The organism is Streptomyces sp. NPDC051051, from assembly GCF_040682975.1.
Lineage (GTDB): Bacteria > Actinomycetota > Actinomycetes > Streptomycetales > Streptomycetaceae > Streptomyces.
The window spans coordinates 128286-142901 of the sequence record NZ_JBFBCB010000004.1; the positions used below are offsets into that span (position 1 = coordinate 128286).

Genomic DNA, 14616 nt, shown 5'->3' on the forward strand with positions numbered 1-14616 from the left:
CCTCAGGGGTGTCGGGCGGGCCGGAGCGGGGCGGCGTCGGCCGGGGCGGCCGCGAGGGCGGCGGCGACGGCTTGCACATGGGGCTCGGCGACGAGTCCGTAGTGCGTGGCGTCGACGTGGTGGAGGGCGAACGGTTCGGGCAGGTGGGCGGTCCACGCGCCCGGAGCGGTCGGCTCCGGGGCGATGACGCCGTCCTCGACGGGGCGTTCGGCGAGCCACACGGTGGCGGGCGTCGTCTCGAGGCGGGGCGGCCGGTGTCCGGCCATGACCGCGAGGTTGGCGCGGCAGCAGTCGGCGAGGCGTTCGGCGTAGGCGCGGCCGGGACGGGTCAGCGTGCCGGCGCCGTTACCGGTCAGCTCGCGCGCGAACACGGCGTCGATCTGCCGTTCGTCGTAGGCGGCGAGCCGGTCACCCGCGCCGGGCGGTGGCGGGTCGAGCAGGAAAACGGAGTCGACGGGCCGGCCGGCCGCCTCGGCGAGCGCCGCCATCGACAGGGCGGTCCAGGCCCCGAACGACCAGCCGGCCAGCCGCAGCCCGCGGTCCGGTTCCGGGAACGCGGCGCGCACGGCCTCCAGGTAGTGGGCGGAGCGGTCGGCGATGGAACGGGCGGGCAGGCCGGGGTCGCGCAGCCTGGGGTCGGCGATCAGGCAGACCGTCAGCTCCTCGGGGAGGGCGGCGACGAGCGGGCGGTAGGCCTGGATGTCACCGCCGATCGGATGGAGCAGGCACAGCACGTCCCGGCCGGTTCCGCGCTGCCAGACCTCGACGTCCACCGCGGCGGACGCCGGTGTTCCGGCACCCAGGTGGCGGAGGATCTCGGCGAGGCTCACCCGGGGGCCGAGCCGGGACAGTTCGACGTCGGTGCCGTAGCGGCGTTTGACCTCGTCGAGCAGTTCGAGCAGCGTGAGCGAGTCGGCTCCCAGGTCGTACAGCGCGTCCTGCGGGTCGAGGGCGTCCACGCCGAGCAGGTCGGTCAGGAACCGGGTGAGTTCGGCCGCGGCGTCGCCGTGCGCGGCCGCCGCGGGGGCCGCAGGGGCCGCTCCCGGCGTGACGGCCGGTTCGTAGAAGTGGTGTGCCCGCTCCAGGGGGGTGGTGCTGACCAGCAGGTGGGGCAGTTGCAGGTGCAGGGCCCGCTCGAACACCGTCGCGCCGTCGTCGGGGGTCAGCGCCACCGCGAGGTGGTCCTGGTGGCGGGTGCCGGCGACCGGGGCGCGCTGCGCCATGCCCACCTCCCGCCAGGCGTCCCAGCCGATGCTCAGGCGTACGGTGGCGCCCCGGTCACCGGGGGGCGAGTAGTGGGCGCAGGCGTCCAGGCAGGCGTTGGCGGCGGCGTAGTCGAACTGTCCCACTCCCCCGTACCGGGCCGCCATCGACGAGCAGTAGGCGGCGTAGCCGGGGTGGTGTGCGGCGACGAGCAGTTCGACGAGCAGGGCTCCGCGCAGTTTGGCCGCGGTGGTGCGGCGGGCGATCGCGGCGTCGCGGCGGGCAAGGAGCCGGCCGTCGGCGGTGCCGACGGCGTGCACGATCCCGGCGAGTTTCCCCAGGTAGGGGGCGAGCCGGTCCGCGAGGGCGGGCAGGTCGTCCGCGGCAAGGTCGGCCGCGACATGCGTGACGCGGTCTCGGTGGGGGTGCAGCGCGGCCGGGAGGACGCTCCCGCGGGACACCAGGACGACCCGGTTGCCGGGGTGCTCCAGCAGCTGCGCGGCCAGGGTGCCGCCTATCCCGCCGGTGCCGCCGAGCACCAGGTGGGTGCCGTCGGTCCCGGGGCGCGGCGCGGCCGACAGGGTGCCGGGGACGGTGACGGGCTGGACGGTGCGGTGCCACCAGAAGCCGTCGCGCAGGGTGGTCGCGGACGCGGGGAGCGTGTCGTCGAGCAGCAGGTCGGGCAGGTGGGCCGCCCACCGCGCCGGGTCCGGTGCGGGCAGGTCGGCCCAGAGCGTCGCAACCCCCAGTTCCTGCCGCGGGACTTCGAGGGCCGCGGCGAGCAGTCCGGCCGCGGGGGTGTCGACGGTGCCGCCGGCCGGCTGTGCCCCGTGGGACAGCAGCCAGACGCGCGGCCGGTGCGCCTCCGGGAGGTCGGCGAGGGCGCGGGCGAGCACCGCGACGGTGTCGAGGCAGGCCCACTGCGCCCTCTCCACGGTGTGCTCGTCGAGGCCCGTGCCCAGGGCCAGGGGCAGTGCGTGCAGCCAGTCGGTGCCGGCGCCGGTCCGCGGGGCGAGGCGTTCCAGCAGGGCGGCCAGTTGGAGGGGGTCGGCCGGGTCGGCCGCGTAGTGGTCCTCGGCGAGGCGGGTGAGGTCCTGACCGGCGCGTACGGTCACCACGCGTGCGTAGTGCCGCTCCAGGAACCGCCACGAAGCGGCGTCGGCCCCGGCCCCGGTGACCACCACGGCGGTACGCGGGGAGCGGGGGGCGCCGGTGCGGGCGCGGCGCAGCCGTGTCCACACCGGCTGGTGCAGCCACTGTTCGGCGGGCAGCCGCCGCGGGATGCCGTCGGCCGGCTGCCCCGTGCCGGACGCGCGCGGGAAGTCGTAGTCCGCGGTGTCGAAGGCGGGCGGCGGGAAGTTCCAGGGCGCGGGGGCGGAGATGCCGGACAGGTCGAGGAGATGCCCGTCCGTCCAGGCCCGGGCGAGGGCGTACGGGTCGTGTTCCCGGGCCGGGAGCCGGTCGCGCGGGTCCGGCGTGGTGACGGCGAACGCGGAGTCGAGCCAGGTGACGGCGGAGGCCGCGTCCGGGCAGACCGCCGCCGCGCGCCGGCTCAGCGCCGGCCGGCCCGCCTGGAGGTGGCGCAGCACACGCGGGTAGTCCCGCGGATGTGCCCTCAGGTGGGCGGCGATGCGCCGTGCGTCCTGGCGGACCGCGTCCACGGAGCTGCCGGACAGCACCAGACAAGGCACCGCCTCGTCCGGGGCGGGGCCGGTGGCGGCCGCGGGCCGCGGGTGTTCCAGAAGCAGGTGGGCGTTGGTCCCGCCGATGCCGAAGCTGCTCACCGCGGCCACTCTCGGCGTGTCGCGCGGCCAGGTCTCGGCCGCCGCGGGGACACGGAACGGCCCGTCGGCGATCTCGGGGTTGAGCCGACCGAAGCCGACCGTGGGCGGCAGGACGCCGTGATGCACGGCGAGCACGGCGCGGACGAGGCCGACGACGCCCGCGGCGGCGCCCAGATGGCCGATCTGGCTCTTCACGGAGGAGAGTGCCACGCGCGCGTCGTCCGCCAGGCCGTAGGCCTCCCGGAGCGCGGCGGCCTCCACCGGGTCCCCGAGCCGGGTGGCGGTGCCGTGCGCCTCGACGTATCCCACGTCGGTGCCCTCGCGTCCGCTGCGGGCCAGCGCCGTCCGGATCGCCTCCCGCTGCCCGGCCCGGGAGGGGGCGCTGTAGCCGAGTTTGTCGCCGCCGTCGTTGTTGACGCCCGAGCCCGTGACGACCGCGTAGACGGTGTCGCCGTCGCGGCGGGCGGCGGAGAGCCGCTTGAGGACGACCACGGCGGCGCCGCTGCCTCCGACGGTTCCCCGTGCCTCGGCGTCGAAGGGTCGGCAGTGCCCGTCGGGCGAGAAGATGTGCTGCGGCCGGTAGGTGTAGCCGTCGGTCAGTTCGGTGTCGACGAGGACACCGCCGACGAGCATCACGTCGGCGTCGCCCTCCCGCAGCATGCCCGCCGCGACGTGTACCCCCACGAGCGAGCTGGAGCAGGCGGACTGGACCGTCAGCGCGGGACCGGTGAGGCCGAGGTGGTAGGCGGCCTTGGTGGCGAGGAAGTCCTTCTCGTGGTGCAGGGCCAGCCGGAAGCCGTCGGGCAGCGCGTCGGGGTCGCCCTCACGCAGCATGCGCTGGAAGTAGGTGTTCTCCCCGCAGGAGGCCACGAGCCCGATCCGCTGTGCCCCCGGGTCGCCGAGCCCGGCGTGCGCGAGGGCCTCGACGCAGTTCATCAACAGGTGCCGTTGCTGGGGGTCCATCAGCCGCGCCTCCTGCGGGCTGATCGTGAAACGGCCGGGGTCGAAGGCGAGGAGGCCCCGCAGCTGGCTGCGGGCGCCGACGCGGCCGGCGGCCGCGGGGAAGTGCTCGATGCCGCGCCGGCCGGAGGTGACCAGGTCCCAGAAGGCGGCGAGGTCGGGGGCGCCGGGCAACCGGACGGCCATGCCGACGACGGCCACGGGATCGTCGGTGCGCCGCTCCGGTATCTGTCCCTCCGGCGTTCGCGGCGCCGGCTGCCCGGGCCGGTCCCGGCTGTCGAGGAATCGCGCCAGGGCGCGCAGGGTGACGTGCTCGAACAGGTCGGGCACGCCGAACGGGAGGTCCCCCTCCCCCGCGCACCGCAGCTGGAAGCGCATCAGGTCCAAGCTGGTGGCGCCCGCGTCGAAGAACCGCTGATCCACGGCGGTCGTCCGGCCGGTGACCTGTTCGAACAGGCCGGTCAGCCGCCGTTCCAGCGGGGTGAGGGAGGCGGTCGCGCCGGCCGGTGGCCGCAGGTCGCGGCCCGGGGCGGTGAGCGCCGCCCGGCGGTCCGCCTTGCCGCTGGGGGTGCGCGGCACGTCGGTCAGGCGGCGGAAGCGGGTGACGCGTACATGGGCGGGCAGCAGGCGGGCCAGGTGGTCGGCGAGGTCCGCGGGGTCGGGGTCCTCGCCCCGGCACTGCAGGGCCGCCACCAGCCGGCCGTCCTGCACCACCGCGATCGCGTTGGCCACGCCGGGGTACTGCAGCAGCGCGGCCTCGACCTGCCCCAGTTCCAGCCGGTGCCCGCCGAGCTTGACCTGGCCGTCGTCGCGGCCGGCGTAGTGCAGCAGTCCCTGGGCGTCGAAGCGGGCCCGGTCCCCGGTGCGGTAGAAGGTGCCGAGCTCCGGGTCGTCGAGGAACCGGCCCTCGTGTGCGGCGGCGTCGCCCAGGTAGCAGCGTGCGGCCATCGGACCGCCGACGAGCAGCTCGCCGGTGACACCTGGTGGCACGGGCAGGCCGCCCTCGTCGACGACGCGCAGCACCGCGTGGGACACGGGCCGGCCGATGGCGGGCCGCTCGGGCCAGTGGGCCGGGTCGCCCTCGAGGCACAGGCCGGTGACGACGTGGGTCTCGGTCGGCCCGTAGTGGTTGAACAGGCGCGCGCCGGGCAGTCCGGCGAACCAGCGGCGGATCACGTCGGTGCACACCAGCTGCTCGCCCGCGGTGACGACCTCACGGAGGCGGGAGGGGAAGCGTCCGGTACGCACGCCGTGTTCGGCGAGCAGCTGCAGGGCCACGTACGGCAGGAAGATCCGCTCCGCTCCCCCGGTCTCCAGTTGTTCCAGCAACGCCGGTACGTCCTGTCTCCAGGCGGGTTCCACGAGCTGCAGCAGGCCGCCGGAGCACAAGGTGGTGAGGATCTCCTGGAAGGAGACGTCGAAGGAGAGCATGGAGAACTGCTGGGTGACGGCGGGCCGGCCGAGGCCGCCCTCGGTGCGCTGCCAGGTGAGCAGGTTGCACAGGGTGGCGTCGGGGACCTGGACGCCCTTGGGGGTGCCGGTGGAGCCGGAGGTGAACAGGGTGTACAGGGGGCGCAGCGCCGGGTGCCGGTGGGGCACGGGTGCGGCCTGCGGGTTCCCGGCCAGGGTGAGCGGGTGTCTGGGCAGGGACGGCGGTGCGAGGGCGTCGAGCGCGTCCATGTCCCCGGGGGTGGCCAGGACGCACACGGGGTCGGCCTGGTCGAGTACGTGGCGCAGCAGGGCCGGCGGGTAGGCGGGGTCGAGGGGGACGACGGTGACGTTGAGCCGGGCGGCGGCCAGCAGGGCCACGACGTGCTCGGCGGACGGCTGGAGGTAGAGCGCGACGGACGCCGGCGCGGCGGGGTCGGACGGGACCCGCGTGCGCAGGGCGGCGGCCAGCTCGTCGGCCTGTGCGTCGAGTTCGGCGTAGGTGAGGCTCACTTCGCCGGAGCGGACGGCGGGTGCCGCGGGAGTGCGGGCCGCCTGCCGGGCGAAGCCCTCGGCGACGGTGGTGAAGTCGGGCTGCGGTGTGCCGCCCCGGCCGTTGTCGGGCAGGGAGTGCCGGTAGGGGGCGACCAGTTCGCGCAGGGTGGTGCCGTCGTCCGCGACCAGGTGGGCCAGGGCCTGGTGGAAGAGGCCGGCCGCCGCCTCGGCGCGCTCGGCGCCGAGGTCGTCGCGGTACTCCCACAGGCAGTCGAAGCCGGCCTCGTGCTCGACCACGGAGAGCGTCAGCGCGCACTTGGCGCCCAGGGGTTCGGGCCACAGCGGCCGTGTCTCGCAGCCGTCGAGGCGGAGCGTGGAGAACCGGGTGTTCTCCAGGACGAACAGGTAGTCGAACAGTGGGGTGCGTTCGCGCAGGGCGGGACCGGCGAGGACGTCGGCGAGCGCGACGTCGTCCGCGGCGAGGACGGTGCGGACGGTGTCGGCGTGCGCGGTGAGGTGTGCCGTCAGGGAGTCGTCCGGCGTCGTGGCCAGGTCGAGGAGCACGGTGTTGGCGAACATGCCGACGGTGTCGGCGAATTCGGGGCGGGGCCGGTTCGCCACGGGCGTGGCGATCAGCGGGCGGTCCTGCCCGGTGACGCCGTGGACGCTCGCGGTGAACGCGGAGACCAGGAGCTGGAACCTGGTCAGGCCGAGTTGTGCGGCTCGCCGGTCCAGCGCGATGCGGTGGACCGGGTCCAGGGAGGTGCGCAGCAGCCCGGCCCGCGGCCGGCCGGGTCCCGCGGGGGCGGGCAGAGGGGGCGAGGGCCGCGGCGTGCGGTCGTAGCGGGCGAGCAGCTCCGTGCGGCGGCGTGCGTAGGTCTCGGTGGCGTGCCAGGTGCCCTGCCAGCGGGCGAAGTCGGCGGGGGTGGTGGCGGGTTCGGACTCGGGGGCGACGCCTCGGCAGGCGTCGGTGAGGTCGCGGAGGAGGAGGTTGAGGGACCAGCCGTCCACGGCCACGTGGTGGAGGTGGAACAGCAGGAGGCCGCCGTCAGGTCGCTGCACCCAACCCGCGCGCAGCATGCGCGGGTCGGCGAGGTCGAAGCGGTGGGCGAAGAAGCGGTCGGCGGTCCGCTGCCAGGATTCCCCGGAAAGGGTGTCCGGCTGCTGCCAGGGGTCGTAGGGCGCTTCGGTGCGCTGGAGCAGGCCGTCGGGGGTGGGGACCAGCCGGGTGCGCAGGGCCGGGTGCCGCTCGACCAGTGTGCGGAGCGCGCGGCGCAGGGCGGCCGTGTCGACGGGGCCCTCGGTCCGGAAGGCGAGGGGGACGTCGTAGGAGCGGTCCGCGGGGTCGCGCTGGTGCAGCAGCCAGAGGCGTTCCTGCTCGCTGGTGGCCGGTGCGTCCGGCCCGGCCCCGCCGGCCGGCACGGGCGGGTGGCCGTCCGCCGCGGCGCCGGGGGCGTGGACGGCGTCGGCCAGGCCGGCGAAGTCGGCGCGCAGCACCAGGTCCTGGGGGAGGTCGACGCCGAAGCGGCCGAGGATCTCGAAGCGGAACCGCAGTGCCTTCAGGGAGTCGCCGCCGCTGGGGATCCAGCGGTCGTCGGGGCGCAGGCCGGTGACGTCGAGGACCTCCTCGGCGATCTCCAGTACGGGCCGCTGCCCGGCGGTGACGCGGGCCTCTTCGGCGCGGCTGCCCCGCCAGGGGGTGCCGGCGTCCCGCAGCAGGGCGGCCTGGTCGACCTTGCCGTTGGCGGTCAGCGGGAGTTCGGTCACGAGGTGGGTGTGGTGAGGGCGCATGTACACCGGCAGGGATGCGGTGAGGTGGCGCTCGTAGGCGTCGTAGGAGAGGACGTGGGAGGGGTCGTCGCCCAGGACGAGGAAGGCCATCAGCTCGTTGCGGTCCGCGCTGTCGCGCCGGGTGCACACATGGGCCCGGCGGACCGCGGCGTGGGTCAGCAGCTGCCTTTCGACCTCGCCGGGTTCGATGCGGAAGCCGCGCACCTTGACCTGTCGGTCGGCCCGGCCGACGTAGGTCACCCGGCCGTCGGCGTCCCGGCGCACGAGGTCGCCGGTGCGGTACCAGCGGCGTGGGGTGCCGTCGCCGCCCGGCAGCCGGACGAAGGCGTGTGCGGTCTGTTCGGGCAGGTTGCGGTAGCCGCGGGCCAGGGCCGGCCCGGACAGCCAGAGTTCGGCCACCTCGCCGGGCTCGGCGGTGCGTCCGTCGGCGGTCCGCAGCAGGACGCCGGTGCCGGGCAGCGCGGTACCGATGGGTATCTCGTCGCCGGCGAGGTCGCGCGGGACGGGGTGGCACAGGGCGAACGTCGTCGCCTCAGTCGGCCCGTAGGCGTTGTACAGGACGGTGCGTGAGGAGGGGTTGGCCTCGTACCAGCGGCGTACCAGGGGCGCGTTGAGACGTTCACCGCCGATCAGGACCTGGGCGGCGCCGGCGAAGCAGCCGGGCACCTTCTCCACGACCGCGTTGAACAGGGCTGCGGTGATGAACAGTGTGTCGATGCGGCGGGCGCGCAGTGCGTCGGCGAGCCGGTGCGGGCTGTGCACCCGGGTGTCGTCGAGGACGACGCAGGCGCCTCCGGTCAGCAGCGGGGTCCAGACCTCGAAACTGAGGGCGTCGAAGGCGGGGTTGGACAGGCAGGCGTAGCGGGCGCCGGGGTGCAGGTCGATGTAGCCGGGTTCGGCGAGGCGCAGCACGCCGTCGTCGGTGACCTCGACGCCCTTGGGGCGGCCGGTGCTGCCGGAGGTGTAGAAGACGAAGGCGGTGTCGTCGCCGTCGCGCACGGCGGTGCCCTCGGCCGGGTGGCTGCGGGGAGCCGGCTCCTGCGGGGCGAGGAGCGCCTCGGCGGACACGTCGTCGGGTGCGTGCGGCTCCTCGCGGACCACCGCCACGGCGGCGCTGTCCCGGAGGATGTGGCGCCGGCGGTCGGGCGGGCTGAGCCGGTCCAGGGGGACGACGGTGGCCCCGGCGCGGCGGATGCCGAGCAGGACGCAGACCAGCTGCCAGGAGCGGGGCAGGGCGACGGCGACGGCGTGTCCGGGGCGGACGCCCAGCGCCCGCAGCCGTGCGGCCACCCGGCCGCTGAGCAGGTCGAGTTCGGCGTAGTCGAGCACCCGGGTGCCGTCCTCGACGGCCACGGCGCGGGGCGTGCGGCGGGCCTGGGCCAGGACGGCGGCGGCGAGCGGGCCGGGGGGCAGGGGCTGGTCCATCACGCCTCCCGCGTGGACGTGGTCAGGGCTCGCGGATGGGCGTGACCGGTGCCGTGGTGGGCCAGTTCGGCGGCGAGCAGCGCGCCGACGCGGGCGGCCCGGTCGCCCTCGAGGATCTCCCAGTGGTCGCACTCCATCGTCTCGACGCGGAAGTGGTCCTCGGCGCGGCGCCGCCAGAAGGCGCGTACCTCGGCGTGGAAGGGGGTGTCGGTGCCGCCGGGTACGGCCTGGGCGAGCACCAGGCGGGCCGGTGAGGCGGCGGGCAGGTGGTCCCGGGCGGTCAGCCGGTTGTGGTTGTAGATCCGGAAGTAGCGTTCGACCTGCGCGTCGTCGATGCCGGGGTACATCCCGTTGAACCGTACGAGCTTGTCGCGGAACTCGGCGGCGTCGACGGCTGTGATCTCCGCCCGGGCGGAGGCGTCGTCGATGGCTTGGGTGTCGAGCAGGACGACGCTCACGTCCCGGCGTCCGGCCCGACTGAGCAGGCGTCCCATCTCGTGGGCGACGAGGCCGCCGTAGGACAGTCCGGTGAGGACGAGGGGGCCGTCGCCGAGGGGTTCGAGGAGGCGCAGGTACTCCTCGGCCATGGCCTCCACGGTCGGCAGGACGTCCTCCCCGGGGTTCACTCCGGGCGATTGGATGCCGTAGAGCCCGGCTTGTGGGGGCAGGAAGGCGGCCAGGGGGAGGTAGCAGAAGGCGGTGCCGCCGGCGGGGTGGACGCACACCACTCGGCTCGCGATGCCGCGACGGAACTCGACGAGGCTGCCGGGGGCGCGGTGCTCACCCTCCTCGCGCAGCAGCGCGCCGAGCGATTCGATGGTGGGTCGCAGCATGACCTCCGCGACGGGCAGCGGGTGGCCGAAGGTCTGGGTGACCCGGTGGGCCATCTTGATGGCCGACAGCGAGGTGCCGCCGATGTCGAAGAAGTTGTCGCCGACGCCGATGTCGGGGTGGACCAGGATGTCCCGCCATATGCGGTACAGGGCGTGTTCGACGTGGTCACGGGGGCTCGCGGTGTTGACCTGGTCGGAGGTCCGTTCGTGCACGAGCCGCAGGAGTTCCGCCCGGTCGACCTTGCCGCTGCGGTTCAGCGGCAGGCAGTCCAGTTCGAGCACGACGGCGGGGATCATGTAGTCGGGCAGCCGGCGGGCGAGCGCGGTGCGCCGGTCGTCGGCGCTGCGGTCGGGCGCGCTCCCCCTACCGATCCCGGCGACCAGCCGGGGCTGTCCGGCCGCGTCACGGTCGGACAGGACGACGGCCTCGCGCACACCGGGCAGGGCCATGAGCGCAGCCTCGACCTCGGCCGGTTCGATGCGGAAGCCGCGCAGCTTGATCTGGTCGTCGGCGCGTCCCGCGTAATGAGCCCGGCCGTCCTGGTCCCGGCGGGCGAGGTCGCCCGTGCGGTAGAGGCGTTCACCGGGCACGAACGGGTCCGGCACGAACCGTTCCTCGGTCAGGTCGGGGCGGCCGAGGTAGCAGCGGGCCAGGGACGCGCCGCCGAGGTAGACCTCCCCCACCACCCCCGGCGGAACCGGCCGCATGCGGCTGTCGAGCAGGTGTAAGCGGGTTCCGGGCAGTGGGCGGCCGATGGGACAGGGCCGTTCCAGCGGGCGCGGGTCGTAGTGGGCGGTGCTGTACAGGGTCGCCTCGGTGGGACCGTAGCCGAAGCAGATCCGCAGGCCGGGCAGGTACTGCGTCATGCGGTGCAGAGCGGCCTCGGTCAGGGACTCGACACCGGTCAGCAGGGTGCGCAGCGACAGGTCGCGCAGGCGTTCTGCGGGGTCCTCGTCGATCCACTTGATGTAAGCGGGCGGCAGGAACGCCTGGACGATGCGGTGGGTGCGCATCCACGCCATCAGGGCGTCCGGATCGCCGCGCAGTTCCTCGGGGACGATGTGCAGGACCCCGCCGGTGGTCAGGGGCAGCAGCAGTTCGTGGATCGAGGCGTCGAAGCCGATGCTGGACCAGGCCGAACCGGCGTCTCCGGGTGCTGTGCCCATACGGTCGTGCCAGACCGCGAACAGGTTGAGGACGCTGCGGTGTTCCACGGCGACGCCCTTGGGCCGTCCCGTGGATCCGGAGGTGAAGATGACGTAGGCGGTCCTGTCCGGGGCCCGGCCGGCGTCGGCCGGCGGGTGGTCCCCGGTCGGCCCTTCGGCCTCCACGGCGGCGAGGTCCAGCCAGTCCTCGGGGCGGTCCCCCGCGGCGTGGTCGCTGAGCACGAGGGGGCAGGCGGCGTCCTGGACGATCCCGGCGAGACGTTCGCGGGGCTGCTGGGGGTCGAGGGGGAGATAGGCGGCGCCCGCCTTGAGGATGCCGAGGATGCCGACGGCCAGGTCGCGGGTGCGGCGCGCGTGCAGTCCCACGACGTCCCCGGGGCGGACGGACCGGGCGGCGAGGGCGTGGGCGAGCCGGTTGGCGCGGTGGTCGAGCGTGGCGTAGTCCAGGGTGCCGTCCCCGTCGACGACCGCGGTCAGGGTGGGGTGCCGACGGGCCCGGGTCTCGAAGAGGGAAGTGATCCCGTCGGCGGTGCGCAGCGCGGCCGCCGTCGGGTCGGAGAGGGCGGGAGCCGCGGCGTCGCCCTCCCGGATCAGCCGGAGCCGCTCGTCGGGCTCCATCAGCTCCAGGTCCCCGACGTCGCGCTCGGGGTGCCGGGCCAGGTCGGTGAGCAGATGGCGCAGGTAGGCAGCCCAGCGCAGGGCGGTGGCGTGGTCGATGAGCGCCGTGGCGTAGTCCAGGTGCCCGGTGATCCCGTCCTGCGACTCGGTCGCCGACAGGGCGAGGTCGAACTTGGCCGGGGCATGGGCGATCGGGAGCGGTTCGGCCTGGACGCCGGGCAGCTGCAGCAGGCCCCGCCGGTCGGGCACCCACGCCAGCATGGTCTGGAACAGGGGGGTGCGGGAGGCGCTGCGCGGGGGGTTGACGAGTTCGACGATGCGCTCGAAGGGGAGGTCCTGGTGGTCGAGGGCGTCGCGCACGGCGGTGCGGGTGCGGTTCAGCACCTCGGACGCGGTGGGTGCGCCGGACAGGTCGATGCGCAGCGGCAGGGAGTTGACGAGGAATCCGATGAGAGCGGACGCGCCGGGTCCGCGGCGGCCGGCGACCGGGCTCCCGACAACGATGTCCTCCTGCCCGGACAGACGGGACAGCAGAACGGCCCAGCCGGTCAGGACAGCGACGAACAGAGTGGCCCCGTGCCGGCGCGCCAGAGCGCGCAGAGCGGCAGTGGTGCCGGGGTCGAGAGTGAACTCGACGCGCCCGCCGTCGTAATCCTGTTCGGCCGGCCGCGGACCCTCGATGGGCAGCTCGAGCGCGTCCGGCGCGTCCCGCAGGGCCTGCTTCCAGTACTCCTCCTGAGCCGCGAGAGCACCGCTGAGGACGGCCTCGCGCTGGGCGCGCGCGTGGTCGGCGTACTGGGACGGGAGGGCGGGCAGGGAAGCGGGGGCGCCGGTGAGCGATGCCGTATAGAGCTCGGTGACCTCTCGCATCATCACGTTCATCGACGCACCGTCGTAGATGCTGTGGTGGAACGTCAGAAGCAGCACGTGGTGCCGGTGGCCGAGCGTCAGCAGCCGGCCGCGCCCGAGCGGACCGCGCTCCAGATCGAACGCTTCCTTCGCTTCCCGGAGTTGATGGAGCCGCACGCTCTCCTGCGGGTCGGCCTCGGCGCCGAGGTCCTCGAGGGTGAGCGCGAAACCGGCACCCGGCGGGTCGATGTGCTGGCGGACGCCGCCCGCTTCGGCCACCAGGCGGGTGCGCAACGTGGCGTGACGCACCGTCAGTGCGTCGAAAGCCGCTTTCAGGGCGTGCCGGTCGAGCGGGCCGGTGAGCGTGAAGGCGATGGTCTCGTTGTAGGCGACGCTCGCGCCGGGGAGCTGGGCCAGGAACCACAGGCGTTGCTGGGCGAAGGAGGCGGGGCTCGCCGCAGGAGCGGGCTGAGCGGGGTGGGGGGCGTGCTGCACCGGTAAGACCTGGCCTTCCTGTCGGGGTGGGACCCGGGCACAGTGAAGAACGGCATCACGCGTGATGCCGTGAAGCGAAGGAATCCCCGGTCGAGGTTCCGGAGGGAGTCCGGGAAAGTGGCGGTCGGTCACCTGGTCATGTCGTCGTACGGTCACGTGAATTCCGAGGTTCCCGTGACATGGCTGAGATCGTCATTTACAAACGGAGGGCATGTCAACACTTGACTTTGGCGGGCCCGTTCGCATAGTCGCCGGTGCCGATTCGCGGCCGCACGTGACGGAACGGGAGACTCCGGACGGAGAAGCGCCCCCGGGCGTGCCACATTCACGCGAATTGACTTGTCAGGGTTTCCCCTCTTGTGTTCCGGGCCGCCCCGATCGCATGGACGGCGACGACGGCGGTCCGTCCGGTGACGACCAGGGCGCCGCCGAGGACAGCACCTCCCCGGACGGAGGCTCGTACAGCGTCTCGTGCGGGGTCGCGGCACACTCGGCGGGATGTCCGCCCCCTCGGCCTCTCGGCGCACCGCGCGCTCCACCGGAAGATCGCCCGCGCGACCCGGTTGAAGTCCTTGCAGGGTATTGCCCTGAGAACGGCTCGGCCCGGGAGATGTCGCTCCGAGCAGGCCGTCACCTCGTCAATTTCCCTTTTGTTGATGACAGTTGCCGGTCACCTGCCGTCGGTCGTCCGTTATCCGTCGCCAACTGTCCGCTATCCGTCGTCACGGGAGTCCGTGATCGAGCCGGCGACACCCGCGTCGGCGGGCCGGCCCGAGCCCGAATCGGCACCCCTGGAACCGGTCGCCGTAACGGATACGGACGGGCCGGAGTCCTTTCGGGTCCACCCGCCCCGGAAACACCACCTCCAGGGTGCCCGCCGAAAGCCAGGACCCGGCCACCCGCCCGACCTCGGCCCGGCCGGACCCAACCGCGCAGAGCCCCGAGGTGAGCGCCGGAAGGCGGCCGAAGAACGGACATCCGCAGCCCTCGGCGCCACCGCTCCACACATTTCCAGGAACGAAACAAAGTTGATCGAGACGCGCCCGAAGAAACCATGGAGGAAGGCTTCACCGGAAAGGATCGGATTCCCTTCAAGAACCATCGGACCGATGACAGAAAACCCTCTGGGAAGCGCCGACAGGAATCCACGACAAGCGGCCCGAAAAATTCCAGAGAATATCGGACAATCCTTTTCCGGAGTGTTCCTCCGGTCGATGGGGACGGCGGTCCAAAGATCGTCTTGTCCCGTCGGAGGAGGGGGAGGCCGCGCGGTGTCAGTGGAATGGGACCACGCGCGAAGGCGGGTGAGGATCCGCCCTTGGAGTGCGGTGTGGGGGGGCGGGTGATGTGGCGGTGGCCGGTGCCGCCGACGGCGCGGCAAGAGGAAGTCTGGTCCTGTTCGTGGTGCCATGCCGTCACCCACGTGGGTGGTGAGTGGTTCGAGGTCTCGCGGCCGCCGTATCTGCCCGTAGAGGTGTGCTGGGAGAGGGCTGTCGCGGACGGCCTTCCCGCCGCTGTCTCCCACGCCTTTCCGCCGGGTGAGGAGCATCCAACCGCGCCGTCCGTCG

2 protein-coding genes are annotated in these 14616 nt (G+C 73.9%); both read right to left on the minus strand.

Going from position 1 to position 14616, the window contains the following annotated elements:
* Positions 1-2: 2 nt before the first annotated feature.
* A complete protein-coding gene (locus AB0N31_RS04820) occupies positions 3-9086 on the minus strand; it encodes an amino acid adenylation domain-containing protein (RefSeq protein ID WP_366056913.1) in 9084 nt (3027 codons plus the stop codon).
* Positions 9086-13048, minus strand: coding sequence for an amino acid adenylation domain-containing protein (locus tag AB0N31_RS04825; RefSeq protein ID WP_366056914.1), 3963 nt, complete (start codon positions 13046-13048; stop codon positions 9086-9088). The genes AB0N31_RS04820 and AB0N31_RS04825 overlap by 1 nt, the downstream gene beginning before the upstream one ends.
* Positions 13049-14616 lie beyond the last annotated feature (1568 nt).